Origin of the sequence: Coleofasciculus sp., assembly GCF_046539235.1 — a bacterium.
GTDB lineage: Bacteria > Cyanobacteriota > Cyanobacteriia > Cyanobacteriales > Coleofasciculaceae > Coleofasciculus.
Genome location: NZ_JBKHHI010000135.1, coordinates 1 through 14,894, shown reverse-complemented (window position 1 = coordinate 14,894; position 14,894 = coordinate 1). Strand labels below are relative to the sequence as shown.

The window sequence follows — 14,894 nt, the reverse complement described above, 5'->3', positions numbered from 1 at the left end:
ACTAACCAAAGGCTTTGTCGGCAGAGAAGGCTGTGGCTTGATGCCGATTCGCGGACATTCTGGAGTACAAGGGGGGGCGGAGATGGGATGCTACGCCACGGTACTCCCTGGAGGAAAGCCGATTACCTCAGAAAATGCAGCACAGTTGAGTGAAAAATGGGGATTTGATGTACCAACCTCCCCAGGATTAACCGCATCAGAAATGATTCAAGCGGCTTATGCGGAAGAGTTGGATGTCCTGTTTTCTGTGGGGGGAAATTTCCTAGAAGTGCTACCCGAACCCGATTATGTGGAAACGGCATTAAAGCGCGTTACTCTGCGGGTGCATCAGGATATTATTTGTTCTAGCCAAATGTTAGTTGATCCGGCGGATACGGTAATTCTACTCCCCGCCACCACTCGGTATGAAGTGCCAGGAGGCGTAACCGAAACCACGACAGAACGACGGGTTATTTTCAGTCCCGAAGTTCAGGGAAATCGCATTAGCGAAGCGCGTCCAGAATGGGAAGTATTCATGGAATTGGCACGGAGAGTTCGTCCCGATTTAGCCGCAGAAAATGACGGAAACGCGCCGTTAAACTTCGACGGAACCGCCGCAATTCGCCAAGAAATTGCCCAAATCATTCCCCAATATGCGGGGATTCAACATCTCAAAGAAGCGGGGGATCAGTTTCAATATGGCGGTTCTCATCTTTGTTTTGGTTGGACTTTTCCCACACCCGATGGGAAGGCGCGGTTTACTCCGTTATCGCCACCACAACGGGATTTACCAGAGGGGTGTTTCTTAGTCGCCACCCGACGCGGGAAGCAGTTTAATAGTATGGTGCAGGAAAAGAAAGATGCGATTACGGGTGCAGTGCGTGAGGCGGTATTAATGAGTGCGGTGGATGCTTTGGCGTTGGGGTTAAAGGATGGGGATGCTGTGATTCTCAAAAATGAAGTTGGCGAGTTGAAGGCACGAGTGTGTACGGCACCCGTGAAACCCGGTAACCTGCAAGTACATTGGCCCGAAGGGAATATACTTTTAGATAAGAATAAGCGATCGCCTGAAGTGGCGATTCCTGATTATAATGCCCTGGTGCGGTTGGAAATTGGGTAAGAGAGAGGGGAACCACACAGGCACAGAGGATACAGAGTGGGGAGTAAAACGAAAACGAGGGTTTGGGTTGTAGACAATAGTAACGTGCGATCGCGCCAGGATCAGGTAGCGACGGAAGAACCCTTGGAGATTCGTCTCACCTCTCCCCAGCAAACGGTAGCGGTTACGATGCGAACTCCGGGGGCTGATTTTGAACTAGCGGCGGGTTTCCTGTACGCTGAAGGGATAGTTCGCGATCGCGATGATATTCAGCAGATCAGTTATTGTGTTGATCCGGATGTCGATGGGGAACAGCGTTACAACATTGTTAATGTAAAACTTCGACCGAGATTATCGGTTAATTTACAACCCTTAGAACGCCACTTTTTTACCACCAGCGCCTGTGGTGTTTGTGGGAAAGCCAGTCTAGAAGCCCTACATTTACGGGGATGTTCAATTATCGCAAAAGGATTAACCGTTAGTCCAGATGTGATTTATAGTTTACCCGAACAATTACACACCGCCCAGCGGATTTTCTCAAGTACCGGAGGATTACACGCCGCCGCCTTATTCGACACCCAAGGAAAATTACTCTCATTTCAAGTTAATGAAATACAGTATATCCAAACAATATCCCCGACGTCTTGGAGAAATCGGGGATCTGGGGTACCTCACTCAATCCAGTCAGCTTTAGCTGACTTAAGCTTTTAGCCCGGAGTTTGAACTCCGGGCATCGGGCTAATTTAGAATGGTGAAAGATCCCAGTCAGCTTAAGCGGCTGGTTCAAGCTGAACTTTGACCACTTTGTTCTTTTCTTGTTCCGTCTTAGGCAACGTCAGATTTAAGATACCATCTTTGTATTCAGCTTTTACATTCGTATGCTGAATCCGGGCTGGTAACGGAATGAGCCGTTCAAATCTGCCGTAACGGAATTCACTTTTGGTTTCACCCTGATCTTCGCTTTTCTGCTCAGACTTGCGTTCACCACTGATAGAAACAGCTTTTTCGGTGACTTGCACATCGATATCTTTGGCGTCCATTCCAGGAATTTCTAGCTTCAGATGAATGGCTTCTGGAGTTTCTTTCATCTCCGCTAGCGGAACAGTTGAGAGGTATTCATGCTTTTGCTCAGAACGGGGTACTAAAGCATCCTCAAATAAGCGAGTGATTTGGTGTTGCAGGGATTCGGCTTCACGCCGAGGATTCCAATAAACGAGTGCCATAGTTTTATCTCTCCGAGAATAGGTTGTTTGGGGAAGTGATGGAGGATTACCATCTATCCCTTGATTCCCATAGTAAGCAAACAAACAACACTGCCAATTCGGTTTTAACGACTAATTTACTAATGATTACCGTCCTAAAAGGTTTAACTAATCCGAGAGTACGGTTTACTCGATCGGTTCGTAGTTGCGCTGTCTTCGCTGATTCGTAGCTGCGGCAGTAGAAACTTGATATACCGTAGGGTGGACATTGCCCACCAGAAGGAGTGTGCTATTCGTCTTAAATCTCAGTCGCATTGCCTTCCACCGCTTCTATATCTGCCCAAACACGCATAGGTGTATCGAAGCTGTAAACAACACCAGCCTTGCGTTTTTTGATCGTGCCGCCGCCTTCAGATTTGAGCCAGTCACGGGCTTCCTCTACTGTCCAAAAATACTTGGCTCTATGGTTAAATCCATCTAATTTATTGTTTTGTGCAAAATACGGTTTCTTTGCCATCTCCGATTCAGTTTTTGATGATACTGCTCAACTTGCGACTAAAAGTAAATGGTGTCCCACCCAACCCGAAAACTTGTACGACAATAATACGGATTGGCAAGATTTGGAAACGCTTACTGGAGTTGTTTAATTGCCGCATTAGCGTGTAATCTGACACTCATTTGAGGATCATTCTGGAGTTGTACTAAAGTTTCCATGGCGTCAGCGACTCCTAATTGTCCCCAACTGTAAGCCAACGCCTGTTTAATTGCGGTTGTTTCAACACTGGGATGTCTAGACTCAAAGAAATCCAGCAAAATTTTAGCGGCTTGGTATTTCAAATTCGGGGTTTCAATCCGCCCAAAAACGCGCACGATTTCTAATATAGAGTCTTCGGCTATGGTAGATAAGGCTTGGTGTAAATACTCTAATGTTGTCGCCGTTTCGATCCGCGCCAATACCTGAATGACAGTAAGTTGTAGGGGAATGGGAGTCAGAGGCGATCGCAAAACGGGAAATAACGCCTCAGTTGCTTGATCTGTGCCGATTCTACCGATCGCGATCGCGGCTTGCTGACAGACGTCTAAGTTCAGATCATACAGCAGGGGTTGCAGATAGATTAATGTATCGAGATCTGTCTGTGAGGAGGCGCTTAAGCCTAACCCGATCACCGCTTCTTTACGCACAGACGCGGCATAATCTTTTAATGCCACCAAGAAAACGGGTACAATGCGATCGTCATGGAAACTGCTGAGGGCGGAAATAGCGGTGAGGCGCACCTGAACATCTGGATCATGGACGACGCTCAATAAGGGATCAATCACCTCTGTACAATGCATTTGAGCTAAGGCGCGAGTGGCGAAAAGACGGGATTGTGGTTGCACCAGCAAATCAGTCAACGCCTCAACCGCAGGGTATCCAATCGCGGCTAATGAACTCGATGCGATCGCACTTAACTCTTCATCTTCACTGTGATCCAGTAATTTCACCAATGTCCGAATCACCTCAGGCGTATTAAATCCACCCAACATCCGCCCCGCAAACCACCGTTGCTCTAAATCCGCCTCCTCATCTTCCAGAATCGCGATCAACGGTGTCACAATTCTCTCGCCCCATTGTGGCAAAACCTTGGCAATATCCCAACGCGCCTGAAAATCTCCCTGTTCCAGAACCGTTAACGCCATCGCCAATCCTAGAGGCAATTCCTTTGTTTCTGGATTGGAACGATTTCGGCTGCACTCATCCAACGGTAATTGCTGCAAACATTGAGTGACTGACGACCAATCCCCTTGCTCTGTGGCAACTGTGGCTTGTTTAAGAAGTTTGTCCATTGTTTGATCACTTGCATCGTTACCCAGACTGAATGGTGTGCCACTTCAGCCTCACTCTTCCTATCGTTTCATAGAATCGATGATTTATAAACATTTAATTCACAAATTGCATTTACATGATGCATTTTGTTCAAGTCCAATTGGAAAGCGTATCTAAATATACAATTTACCCCTTAAACCTTGCTTACCTTACTGAAATTAAGAGGGTAAATTTTAGACAACCGAAAACCGTAAAAATTCATCAAAATAGCGCTATGACTACAACAAAAGACGTATCCAAAAAAATAAACAAAGTGGAAAAAGCCAAAGCCGAGAAAGATGGGCTAGATATTAAACATGAATTAGAAACCTTAATCCAACTTGGCTGGGAAAACATTGATAAAACAGACTTAGAACTCCGCCTCAAGTGGTTAGGCGTCTTTTTCCGTCCCGTGACTCCTGGCAAATTCATGTTGCGTTTACGCATACCGAATGGTTATCTGGAAAGTGAGAAAATGCGGGTTCTCGCTAAGATTGTGCAGCGTTATGGTGATGATGGTAGCGCCGATATTACCACTCGCCAAAATATTCAACTGCGAGGCGTCCGTTTAGAAGATATTCCAGAAATTTTCCGTCAACTACAATCCGTCAATCTGACCAGTATACAGTCGGGAATGGATAATGTGCGGAATTTAACCGGATCACCCGTCGCCGGAATTGATGCGGACGAAATCATTGACACCCGTGACATGCTGCAAAAATTGCAGGACATGATTACCAATAACGGGGAAGGCAATTATGCCTTTACAAATCTTCCGCGTAAATTCAATATTGCCATTGAAGGAGGGCGGGATAACTCTATTCATGCTGAAATTAATGACATTGCCTTTGTCCCTGCCTATCGGGATGGAGAATTAGGCTTTAATGTTTTAGTCGGCGGTTATTTATCAGCCCAGCGTTGTGTGGAAGCGATTCCCTTAAATGCGTGGGTTCCGGCAAATGAAGCAGATGTGATTAACTTGAGTGGTGCGATTCTCACTGTTTATACTCAGAATGGATTAAAGGAAGGATTACGGAAAAACCGCCAAAAAGCCCGGATGATGTGGTTAATTGATAAATGGGGCGTAGAAAAATTCCGGGCGGAAGTCGAAAAAACTTATGGGAAAGAACTCCTACCGGCTGCACCTGAGGATGAGATTACCCAAGAGAAAAAAGATTACATTGGGGTTTATCCCCAAAAGCAACCGGGGTACAGTTATGTTGGCTTACTGGTTCCCGTGGGGCGCTTGTCAGCCGACACCATGTTTGAGTTAGCCCGATTAGCTGATGTTTATGGCAATGGTGAAATTCGCTTAACCGTTGAACAAAATTTAATTATTCCCTACATTGCCAATGAAAAAATCGAAGCATTTCTGAGTGAACCGTTACTCCAGCAGTTTCCGATTCATCCCTCTACGCTTACCCGTTCATTGGTGTCTTGTACCGGGAATCGCTATTGCAATTTTGCCATCATAGAAACCAAACAACGGGCATTAAAATTAGCGCAAGAACTGGATCAAGAATTAGACATTCCCGAACGAGTTCGGATACATTGGACTGGATGTCCCAACTCCTGTGGACAACCGCAAGTTGCCGATATTGGCTTAATGGGTACGAAAGTTCGTAAAGATGGCAAGCCTGTCGAAGGGGTGAATCTTTATACCGGGGGAAAAGTCGGCAAAGATGCTCAACTCGGAGACGTATTGGAAAAAGGAATTGCCTGCGATGACCTAAAACCGATTCTGCGGAATCTATTAATTAAAAACTTTGATGCTAAAGTTAAGGATGGAGTTGTTATAGAACCGGAGCCGGAAACTCAGGAGAATGTTCCGGAGGATACTCAACCTTCATCTGAGACAGAAACCAACGGCGATAAAGCTCAAACAAAGCTATTTTTCGCGGAATCTTGGAAACAGGTGGACACTAATTCTCAGGAATTTATCCTGGATACGGCTGAAAGCCAAGGCATTGAAATTGACAATAGTTGTCGTGCTGGTACTTGCGGAACTTGTGCTAAGACGTTATTAAAAGGTCAAGTGAAGTATGACGAAGAGTATAGTGCCTTGGAAGATTTAGAGGAGGGCATGGTTTTGACCTGTTGTGCTGTGCCTGAAGGACAAGTGGTGATTGATGCTTAAGACATTTGTCTTATGTCATTGGTTTGTCCAATAATTCGGACATTGGATCGGGGCGGGTTTAGTGAAATTCGGGTGAAGTCAAAAAAGATAGTAGTGAAACCCGCCCCTACATTCGGATAACTCTGTTTCACCCTTCATCCTTGTTTCGCTCTGTCTCCGATTGACTAAATAGGGCTTGCTGAATAAGTCAACCAAATTATTTTATTTTTTCGCCCAAAAATTGATAAGGATTGGTATAATGATTTGAGTCTCCTGAATACAACTTAAAATACATAACGCCTGAGCCTAACCACAAGACTAAAAAGATTAGCGTCATCAGGGAACCCCAGGAAAAAAGCTTAGGCTTTCGGCTGGTGGTTAATAATTTATGGGGTAATGGTGAAAGTTCTAACGGTGTACGACTTGGGGGGGTATTTAGGGCAACTTCGGTGCCTTGGACAGTAATTAATTTCAGCTTATGTAACTCTGTAAGCGCGGCGTCAACTTCGCTCAAGCTAACTGAATGTTCAAGGAATTCGGCTGTCCAAGCCTGAAAGTCATGCCAGTTAAAATTTACTTGATGATTGGTTCTAGTATGAAACCGAATCCAGTGATAGAGTAAACTCTCGCAGGGGGAAAGCTTCGTCTTGATCATTACCAAAACTCCAATTTTTCGATAAATGTGAGTATCTTAGGGAGGTGATATTGGCTGAACAACTTAGCTAGAGGAGGCTATCCTTTCGCTGGAAGTGGCTACAGCACTAACAGATATTCTCCATGTTCCGGAATCCAAGTCAGCCATTCATGATCCGAGACTTGGGAGAGTATCAACGCCTCATAGTGGGCAAATGGATTGGGGAGTTCCTCTAATCTCAGCCACATTCCCGGTTGCAGATAGCGAAAAATTGCACTAGCCGAGAGGTTGGCTGGAGGGGGTTGCGGTTGTGGATTTTGCATATCTGTGCCGTCTGATTCTCGATTCTCTTCTTGTATCAGAATATACTAAAATTAAAATCTGTATCAAATACTACATAAAATTTAATTGTAGATTTGTTAACTAATCCTCACAGCCACTCAATGCCGAAGTCGTTGCATCTTTGTTCAGGAATCACTAATGGTTCTCTGTCAATCTGTTATTGTCCTCAACCATTGTCGTTATAGTCCCATCGTTCTATTTTTCATCCCCCATCATGAGTATTATTTTCAGAGAACTGCTAAAGAAAGTGGGTAGCGGTAGCCATACTCACAAAGATTTAACTCGTGAAGAAGCAGCCAAAGCCACAGCAATGATCCTGAATGAAGAAGCGACTCCGGCTCAAATTGGGGCGTTTTTAATTGCCCATCGAATTAAACGCCCCACGAGTGACGAACTTGCGGGAATGCTGGATGCGTATGAGCAACTAGGTTGCACATTACCCCGGTTATCCGGTGATCCGATGGTAACGGTAATGGGTACACCCTACGACGGGCGATCGCGAACCGCCCCAGTTACTCCCCTAACGGCGCTGATGCTGGCGGCTTCAGGGGTTCCTGTAATCCAACATGGCGGCGACTGTATGCCCACCAAATATGGCATTCCCTTAGTGGAAATATGGCAAGGATTGGGCATCGATTTTACCCGATTGAGTCTTACCCAAGTTCATCAGTCTTTAGAAACAACTCGCTTTGGGTTTATCTACACCTCTAACCATTTTCCGGCGACTCAAGGTTTGGTAAATTATCGAGATCAGATTGGCAAGCGTCCACCCTTTGCCACGATTGAATTAATTTGGCTTCCTTATGCTGGGAATGTACATCTAGTGGCTGGTTTTGTCCATCCTCCAACGGAAGAATTTATGCAGGGAACATTAGCGTTACGAGGCGTTAACAACTACACATTAGTTAAGGGGTTAGAGGGAAGTTGCGATTTGCCTCGTGAACGGACGGCGATTATTTCAATCCATAAACCTGGAGACAGCGAACCCTACCAACGCCTGAAACTTCACCCTAGGGATTATGGTTTTGAAGGGAAGGAGGTTCCTTTAGAGTCCAAGGAACAATTATTGGCACAAATTAAGGATGTTTTAGCCGGAAAATCTTCAGAATTCCAAAAATCCGTGATTTGGAATGGTGGGTTTTATCTTTGGCGTTGTGGGGTTTGTCCTACGTTGGAGGATGGATTAAGCAAAGCGGAGTCTTTGTTAACTACAGGCGCACTTGAGCAGCAATTGGCTGAGATTGAGTCTACTGTAAATAGGGGTTGAAAGAGGGAACGGGGAATGGGAAATAAATTAATAGTTTTAGAATTGCACCGTAGGGGTACGGTATTGCTCGTTAGTGTTAAGTTAAGCTCAAAACTCTACCCACCCGACTAGCGATCAACGTTTAGATCCCCCTAAATCCCCCTTAAAAAGGGGGACTTTGAATACTATCAAATCCGGTTGATTGTATAGCAGTCGCCAGGGTCATTAGGACATAAAATGAATGCCGTGTATTTTTTTGAGGCAAGTTTAGTGTCCTAACCGTTGTGGCGGTTGCTATACACAGATGCTGTTACTTGACAAGGTGTGTTTTAGCCTTTTTTAGTGAGGTTTTTTAACCAGATTTGATGTAATTTATTGTCCCCCCCTTAAAAAGGGGGGCTAGGGGGGATCTCTTATAAGGAAATACCGCGATCCAGAAGCGGTTTGATTTCAACGTGCGCTACCCCGGAAAACGTCCGCGTGAAACTGCGTTCACCTGCTAGGGGTGTGTCAAATAATGCCACAGCAATCCCCATCTGCGTCAGCGTTGGCACAATAAAGGCATTCCAGCCATAAGGCGCACACATCCCTTGAATGCCAATCACCAACGGTTCATGGTGCATGGTGCATGGTGCATGGTGCATGGTTTATCGCAATCAACAATGAACGATGAACCATCAACAATCAACGTATCCTTAACATTCCGTAATTTTTCTTAAACTAAAAGATAGCATCCTATTTTCCGCTAACGACTATGCTGCTGCAATCCAACCAACGGACGAAACTAGACGATACCGAGGATACCCTGTTTTACTCCTTCCCTCGCTTCGTTACCCATGTTGATGCTGGGTTTCTCGATCAACTCACTCAACTGTATAGAGAACGCCTGAAACCCCATACTCGCATCCTGGATATGATGAGTAGTCATGTATCCCACTTGCCCGATGATATGGAATTCGCCCATGTTGAGGGACATGGGATGAATGAACAGGAACTAGGACGCAATCCCCAATTAAACCATTACTTTGTCCAGGATCTGAATAAAAATCCTCAGTTACCGTTGCCAGATCAAGAGTTTGATGCGGTTCTCAACTGTGTCTCGATTCAGTACCTCCAATACCCTGATGCTGTGTTTCAGGAGATTCACCGCATCCTCAAACCTGGGGGTATCGCCATTATCAGCTTTTCTAACCGCATGTTCTTCCAAAAAGCGATCGCGGCATGGCGAGACGGAACTGAAGCCAGTCGTGTGCAACTTGTCAAGCGTTATTTTCAATCTGTACCCGGATTTGGTACTCCCGAAGTGATTTCCCGTTCTTCGCCGGTTCCCAGTTTGTTCCAGATGCTGGGGGTTGGTGGGGGTGATCCCTTCTACGCCGTCATCGCCCAACGTCAAGACAATAAACAGGTAGTTTAACCAGGAGTTATCACAATTTGCCTACCCAGAGGAAAACACTTGACAGATGGGGGTTCCAGCTTATCAAGCTTGTTGGCTTTCATAATGAATACCTCAGCCAGTCATAAAATTGACCTATATGATGCAACAAAACTTGATGTTCAAGATACAATAGCCTGTGGTGTGAGTAAGTAAAAATAACTATTTAACGAATGCTAAATCGTTCATCTAGTGTAGTCTGTCCACCAAACCCGAATCGGGAAGCTGCAACCGAGAGCGATCGCGGGATGGTAAGCAACACGAGTGACCAACGCCTGATAAAATTAATGAAGTCGATTTACCAGGCTGATCAGCAAGTCAAGTATCTACATTTGCAAGCAGAAGTAGATTCACTATTGCAGCAGCTCCAAATCCTCCAAAAACAACGGTTGGCTGCGGCGCAATCCGACGCCAATAATTAAGGGGAACAGTAGTGTTTGGTTTGATTCATGCTGTTTTTGCACCCCAGAACTCATTCTTGGGGTGCTAAGTTTTGTCAACTCTGACGGATAAGCACAAGGAGATACCCTTCTATCTGCCAGTAATAGACGGCTGGGTAGGATTTTTTTTGCCTGACTATTCGCAATTCATCAACATCTCATGTATTAAATTCTTTCATGACTATATCGACAACCAAAGAACAAAGTCCCGCTTACTCCTTGACAAGGGTTACAACTACCTTACGGTTAAGAGACATTTTGCGAACGTTACCGCGTGAAGTGTTTGTGAAAAACCGTCGCAAAGCCTGGACAGTGGTTCTGGTGAATATTTTAATGGTGGCTCTAGGCTATGGGGGTTTAGCGATCGCACCCTGGTTTTGTTTACCGCTATTATGGATTTTCACTGGTACAGCCTTGACCGGCTTTTTTGTGATCGGTCATGATTGTGGTCATCGTTCCTTTGCTAATCGCCGTTGGGTGAATGACTTGGTGGGACACCTGGCATTTTTACCTTTACTTTATCCCTTTCATAGCTGGCGCATTCTCCATAACCACCATCATACCCACACGAATAAGCTTGGCGAAGACAATGCATGGCAACCCTTTACAATAGAGTATTATTCCAGCCACCCGGTTTTGGTGAAGGTGTTTTACCAACTAACACGAGGTCGATTGTGGTGGATTGGTTCGATATTCCACTGGGCATTACTGCATTTTAACTGGGGGAATTTCCAGGGAAAACAGCGTTCTCAGGTTAGGTTTTCCGCGTTGTTGGTTATCGGTTTTGCTGCTGTTGCATTTCCCTTACTCATTGCCACAACAGGTGTATGGGGAGTGATCAAATTCTGGCTGCTTCCCTGGCTGGTGTACCATTTCTGGATGAGTACGTTTACCATTGTTCACCACACAGCACCCGATATTCCTTTTACCCCGGAACCGGAATGGAATGAGGCTGAGGCTCAATTATTTGGTTCGGTTCACTGTGATTATCCCCGTTGGATAGAATTTCTCTGCCACGATATTAATGTTCACATTCCCCATCACGTTTCCAGTGCGATTCCGTCCTATAATTTGCGGTTAGCGCATCGGATTCTCAAGGAAAATTGGGGGGATGGATTGCGTGAATGCCGTTTTTCTTGGTCGTTGATGAAACAGATTACCGACCAATGTCACCTCTATAGTCAACAAGAGTGCTATCAGTCGTTTAAAGACTATCGAAAAGCCGTGGCTGGAGACAATTAATACGGTATTGTCACGAATCGAGTAAACTCTGAGATCCCCGATTTCTTGAAGAAGTCGGGGATCTGGTATTAAATTCAATGGCACGCTGAACAAGCATTTTGGGATCGCCGAAACCCTTGATCGTAGGGTGGGCATTGCCCACCATCCTCATCTTTTGCGTGCTAAGTTACAATATTAGCGATCGCGAGCCATCAGCAAGGTCGTCATGAGTCAACTGCAAGCCAAACTACCAACCGATACCTGGGTCAATGCGACTTGGGACGAATACCTTCAGGCAATCAGTGATCCAGCTTATGAAAAAGCGAAAGGTTATTATTATAACGGACGCATGAGGCTAGAGATGTCTCCACTTGGTAACCCCCATTCTCGTGATCACCTTATCGTTATTCACGCCGTCTGCCTCTTTGCAGGACTCAATCAGATTGACTTTGATGGTCATGATAACTGCACGTATCGTAAGACAGGCTGTGAGGAAGCACAACCGGATGTCTCATTTTATGTCGGTGATAAGGCGGAAATAGTACCTTGGGAAGCGAACATTATCAATCTTGATACCTACCCACCCCCTGATTTAGTCATTGAAGTTGCCTACTCTTCTTTAGCCGATGACAAAGGAGAGAAACGTCTCCTCTACGAATCCTTGGGAGTTCGGGAATATTGGATTATTGATGTCAAAAATGTTCAGGTTATCGCCTTTGAGATTCAAAATGGCGGGAGTCGGCGAATTTACCAGTCTCAGGTGTTTCCTGGTTTAGAGATTTCCCTATTGGAAGAAGCCTTTCGGCGTAGTCGGCAAATGAATCATGGTAAAGTGAGCGCTTGGTTATTGTCGCAGTTTCAAGAGCCGCCAAGAACTCAAGTTCTTGGCTCATAGCTCAAGTCGGTTAAAACCGACTAATTATTTTTATCCAGCAAATTTAAAAGTAGTCTAGGAAAAATTTCAGATAGCGAAACTGGCTATCAATCAAAGCCATGAATTTTGGGGAAATGTTACTCTAGGGTTGTATCGCAATCGTTGAGGGAACAGCCGTGAGCCAAGTTGTCAAGCTAGAACTGAGTGATGAAGTGTATGCAGCCTTGAAGCGACAAGCTGACAGCGTGGGTGTTTCTCTATCGGAATGGATTGCGATCGCGCTCGAACTACAAAGTGGTTTACCCAGTCACCAGAAAACTGACGTTGAGAACAAAGCCACACCTCAAGAGTTCTCCAACTCCAGCCATTCTGGAACGGCTGATGTATCCTATCTGACAGGATTTGACAATAGGGGCGTTGATGCTGACTTGGTTGGTTTTTCAGGGGGACTGAACCGGAGAAGGCGACGAGGGATTTTATATTGGTGTAGCCTTGGTCTTTGATGTAGTGGTCGAAGGCGAGTTTGTATTTAACCGCCTGTTCACGGGATCTGGTGACAACCATGGCTTTCGCCTGACCGCCGATTTTATGGCGGGTATGGTTGCGGAAATGCTCAATAATGATTTCGACTTTCTGGGCGATATTGTGGGGATGGAGTTCGACGAAACGGGCGATTTCCCTGGCGGCTTTGCGCCGGGGGAGGTCAGGGTTAGTTTCTGAAAGGCGGACTAACTGGTAATAACGCTGGTAACAGGTATAGTTGGCGAGTACGTCTTTAATAAAGCCTTCTTCAATGGCTTGGCGCATGGTGTAGAGATGAAAGGGGGCTTGTCCGGTTTCTCCTGGTTCATCGAAGAGTAAGAGGGTGCGTTGTTTGGGGGTGGCGGTAAAGGCGAAGTAACTCAGGTTGGGTTGTTTGGTGCGAGTGAGTTGGGTTCGTAATAGTTTTTTTTGGGCTTCATCGCTGAGGTGATCATCGGGTTCATCGTCGAGGAGTTGGTGGGCGATGGCGGCTTCAATCCCATCTTGATTGAGGATTTGGCGGAGTTCGGCGGCGGTTTCTCCAGTTTGGGAACTGTGTGCCTCATCGACGATAATGGCAAAGCGTTTATCTTTGGTGGCGATGGTGACGGTTTTGCCTTTTTTCTCTAGGGTTTGGATGGCTTGGGAAATAAAGGGGAATTTCTGAATGGTGGAGATGATGATTGGGACACCTGCACCCAAGGCTGTAGCGAGTTGTTGGGTGTTTTCATCTATTTTGTGAACGACTCCGGTTTTATGGTCGAATTGGTAAATCGTGTCTTGGAGTTGGCGGTCTAATACTTTGCGATCGGTGATCACGATGACGGTATTAAAGATTTTTTCATCTTGATTATCGTGGAGGTTGGCGAGGCGATGGGCTAACCAGGCGATGGAGTTGGATTTTCCTGATCCGGCTGAATGTTGGATCAGGTAGTTATGTCCTGATTTATGCTGTTTGGTGTGGGCGATCAGTTTCCGCACTACATCGAGTTGATGGTAACGGGGGAAAATCAGGGTTTCTTTGGTTTGGTAGTTGATTCCGGTGGCGGTGGGAATTTGGATTTCTTTGGTTTCTAGGTGGAGGAAACGGGCGAGGATTTCTAGGATGCTATCTGGTTGGAGAACTTCTTGCCAAAGGTAGCTGGTGCGGTATTCTCCTGGGATATGGGGATTCCCGGCGCTATGATTATCGCCTTTATTGAAGGGGAGAAAATAGGTTTTTGCGCCGTCGAGTTTGGTGGTCATCCAGACTTCATCGGTATCTACAGCAAAGTGAACTAAGCAACGTTCTTTGAAGCGAAATAGGGGGTCTTTGGGGTCTCTTTCGGTTCGGTATTGGTGAATGGCGTTGCGGTAGGTTTGTCCGGTGAGTTGGTTTTTCAGTTCGAGGGTGGCGATGGGTAAACCGTTGAGACTGAGGATAATATCGGGAATTTTGTTGGTTTTGATGGTGACTTGGCGGGTAACGGTGAGGCGATTTTTACTGTATAGGGCGATGGTGTCGGGGTTCATCCCGGTATTGGGTTGGAAGTAGGCGACTTTGAAGGTTTTACCATAGCATTTGAAGCCGTTACGGAGGACATCCAGCATTCCCCGAGTTTTGAGTTCTTTGGTGAGGCTGGTAATCAGGGTTTTTTGGGCTTCTCCGGGGCTGGTGCGAGTCAGTTTTTCCCATTGTTTGGGTTGGGTGGTTTGGATAAAGTTGATAATATCGGCGTGGAAAAGGGCGGTTTCTGGGTTGTAGTCCTCTGGCTTACTGGAGTGGTAGCCGTAGTGGTTGAGGAGTTCTTGTTCGATGATGTTTTCAAAGTCTTTTTCTTGGTGCATGGTTATGCTTTTGTTCGATAAGAATGAAGATTTGGTCAGCTTTTGGTCGGGATATAGAAAACCTCTCTCCAAACCTCTCTCCTACAAGGAGAGAGGCTTTGAATTCTCCCC

At 45.7% G+C, this 14,894-nt stretch carries 12 protein-coding genes and 3 pseudogenes; 8 read left to right on the top strand and 7 right to left on the bottom strand.

What is annotated here, in order from left to right:
* A partial coding sequence (locus ACLFWI_RS14110; RefSeq protein ID WP_446413440.1) for a molybdopterin dinucleotide binding domain-containing protein occupies window positions 1-1,099 on the top strand: 1,099 nt, incomplete at its 5' end.
* Window positions 1,100-1,135: 36 nt separating this feature from the next.
* Window positions 1,136-1,681: pseudogene (locus ACLFWI_RS14105) on the top strand (formate dehydrogenase accessory sulfurtransferase FdhD); the annotation flags it as partial.
* 167 nt (window positions 1,682-1,848) lie between these two features.
* On the opposite strand, the gene ACLFWI_RS14100 reads toward ACLFWI_RS14105, so the two are convergent.
* The 3 genes from ACLFWI_RS14100 to ACLFWI_RS14090 form a co-directional block, all read right to left on the bottom strand.
* Window positions 1,849-2,301 carry an Hsp20/alpha crystallin family protein gene (locus ACLFWI_RS14100; RefSeq protein WP_446413439.1) on the bottom strand — a complete coding sequence of 151 codons (453 nt, stop codon included), beginning with the start codon at window positions 2,299-2,301 and terminating at the stop codon, window positions 1,849-1,851.
* A 277-nt stretch (window positions 2,302-2,578) separates the two neighbouring features.
* Entirely contained in the window at window positions 2,579-2,797 is a 219-nt protein-coding gene (locus ACLFWI_RS14095; RefSeq protein WP_446408759.1) for a hypothetical protein, read from the bottom strand.
* A 113-nt stretch (window positions 2,798-2,910) separates the two neighbouring features.
* Window positions 2,911-4,107, bottom strand: coding sequence for a HEAT repeat domain-containing protein (locus tag ACLFWI_RS14090; RefSeq protein WP_446413438.1), 1,197 nt, complete (start codon window positions 4,105-4,107; stop codon window positions 2,911-2,913).
* 254 nt (window positions 4,108-4,361) lie between these two features.
* On the opposite strand from ACLFWI_RS14090, the gene ACLFWI_RS14085 reads away from it, so the two are divergent.
* Window positions 4,362-6,263 (top strand): ferredoxin--nitrite reductase, encoded by a 1,902-nt coding sequence (locus ACLFWI_RS14085; RefSeq protein WP_446413437.1) that lies wholly within the window; start codon window positions 4,362-4,364, stop codon window positions 6,261-6,263.
* Window positions 6,264-6,459: 196 nt separating this feature from the next.
* Here ACLFWI_RS14085 and ACLFWI_RS14080 read toward each other — a convergent pair whose 3' ends face one another.
* Window positions 6,460-6,897, bottom strand: coding sequence for a hypothetical protein (locus ACLFWI_RS14080; protein WP_446413436.1), 438 nt, complete (start codon window positions 6,895-6,897; stop codon window positions 6,460-6,462).
* Between the two features lie 98 nt (window positions 6,898-6,995).
* Window positions 6,996-7,199 carry a hypothetical protein gene (locus ACLFWI_RS14075; RefSeq protein WP_006105971.1) on the bottom strand — a complete coding sequence of 68 codons (204 nt, stop codon included), beginning with the start codon at window positions 7,197-7,199 and terminating at the stop codon, window positions 6,996-6,998.
* Between the two features lie 233 nt (window positions 7,200-7,432).
* Here ACLFWI_RS14075 and ACLFWI_RS14070 point away from each other — a divergent pair, with 233 nt between their 5' ends.
* Window positions 7,433-8,485, top strand: a complete 1,053-nt coding sequence (locus ACLFWI_RS14070) for an anthranilate phosphoribosyltransferase family protein (protein ID WP_446413435.1) — start codon at window positions 7,433-7,435, stop codon at window positions 8,483-8,485.
* A 401-nt stretch (window positions 8,486-8,886) separates the two neighbouring features.
* On the opposite strand, the pseudogene ACLFWI_RS14065 reads toward ACLFWI_RS14070, so the two are convergent.
* Window positions 8,887-9,078 (bottom strand): annotated as a pseudogene (locus ACLFWI_RS14065) (alpha/beta hydrolase); the annotation flags it as partial.
* A 140-nt stretch (window positions 9,079-9,218) separates the two neighbouring features.
* Between ACLFWI_RS14065 and ACLFWI_RS14060 the strand changes: the two are divergent.
* From ACLFWI_RS14060 to ACLFWI_RS14045, 4 genes are all read left to right on the top strand, one after another.
* On the top strand, window positions 9,219-9,881 hold the full coding sequence (locus ACLFWI_RS14060) for a class I SAM-dependent methyltransferase (protein WP_446413434.1): 663 nt from the start codon (window positions 9,219-9,221) through the stop codon (window positions 9,879-9,881).
* Window positions 9,882-10,072: 191 nt separating this feature from the next.
* The gene (locus tag ACLFWI_RS14055) at window positions 10,073-10,321 is read left to right on the top strand and encodes a hypothetical protein (protein ID WP_044210929.1); all 249 of its coding nucleotides are present in this window, start codon (window positions 10,073-10,075) and stop codon (window positions 10,319-10,321) included.
* Between the two features lie 195 nt (window positions 10,322-10,516).
* On the top strand, window positions 10,517-11,581 hold the full coding sequence (locus ACLFWI_RS14050; RefSeq protein ID WP_446413433.1) for a fatty acid desaturase: 1,065 nt from the start codon (window positions 10,517-10,519) through the stop codon (window positions 11,579-11,581).
* Between the two features lie 205 nt (window positions 11,582-11,786).
* Entirely contained in the window at window positions 11,787-12,455 is a 669-nt protein-coding gene (locus tag ACLFWI_RS14045) for a Uma2 family endonuclease (protein WP_446413432.1), read from the top strand.
* Between the two features lie 402 nt (window positions 12,456-12,857).
* On the opposite strand, the pseudogene ACLFWI_RS14040 reads toward ACLFWI_RS14045, so the two are convergent.
* Window positions 12,858-14,783, bottom strand: a pseudogene (locus ACLFWI_RS14040) (type I restriction endonuclease subunit R); the annotation flags it as partial.
* Window positions 14,784-14,894 lie beyond the last annotated feature (111 nt).

Excerpts from the sequence above, each read along its gene's own strand:
- ACLFWI_RS14090 (WP_446413438.1), bottom strand. The coding sequence starts at position 4,107 with ATGGACAAACTTCTTAAACAAGCCACAGTTGCCACAGAGCAAGGGGAT.
- ACLFWI_RS14095 (WP_446408759.1), bottom strand. The coding sequence starts at position 2,797 with ATGGCAAAGAAACCGTATTTTGCACAAAACAATAAATTAGATGGATTT.
- ACLFWI_RS14075 (WP_006105971.1), bottom strand. The coding sequence starts at position 7,199 with ATGCAAAATCCACAACCGCAACCCCCTCCAGCCAACCTCTCGGCTAGT.
- ACLFWI_RS14070 (WP_446413435.1), top strand. The coding sequence starts at position 7,433 with ATGAGTATTATTTTCAGAGAACTGCTAAAGAAAGTGGGTAGCGGTAGC.
- ACLFWI_RS14080 (WP_446413436.1), bottom strand. The coding sequence starts at position 6,897 with ATGATCAAGACGAAGCTTTCCCCCTGCGAGAGTTTACTCTATCACTGG.
- ACLFWI_RS14055 (WP_044210929.1), top strand. The coding sequence starts at position 10,073 with ATGCTAAATCGTTCATCTAGTGTAGTCTGTCCACCAAACCCGAATCGG.
- ACLFWI_RS14045 (WP_446413432.1), top strand. The coding sequence starts at position 11,787 with ATGAGTCAACTGCAAGCCAAACTACCAACCGATACCTGGGTCAATGCG.
- ACLFWI_RS14085 (WP_446413437.1), top strand. The coding sequence starts at position 4,362 with ATGACTACAACAAAAGACGTATCCAAAAAAATAAACAAAGTGGAAAAA.
- ACLFWI_RS14050 (WP_446413433.1), top strand. The coding sequence starts at position 10,517 with ATGACTATATCGACAACCAAAGAACAAAGTCCCGCTTACTCCTTGACA.
- ACLFWI_RS14100 (WP_446413439.1), bottom strand. The coding sequence starts at position 2,301 with ATGGCACTCGTTTATTGGAATCCTCGGCGTGAAGCCGAATCCCTGCAA.
- ACLFWI_RS14060 (WP_446413434.1), top strand. The coding sequence starts at position 9,219 with ATGCTGCTGCAATCCAACCAACGGACGAAACTAGACGATACCGAGGAT.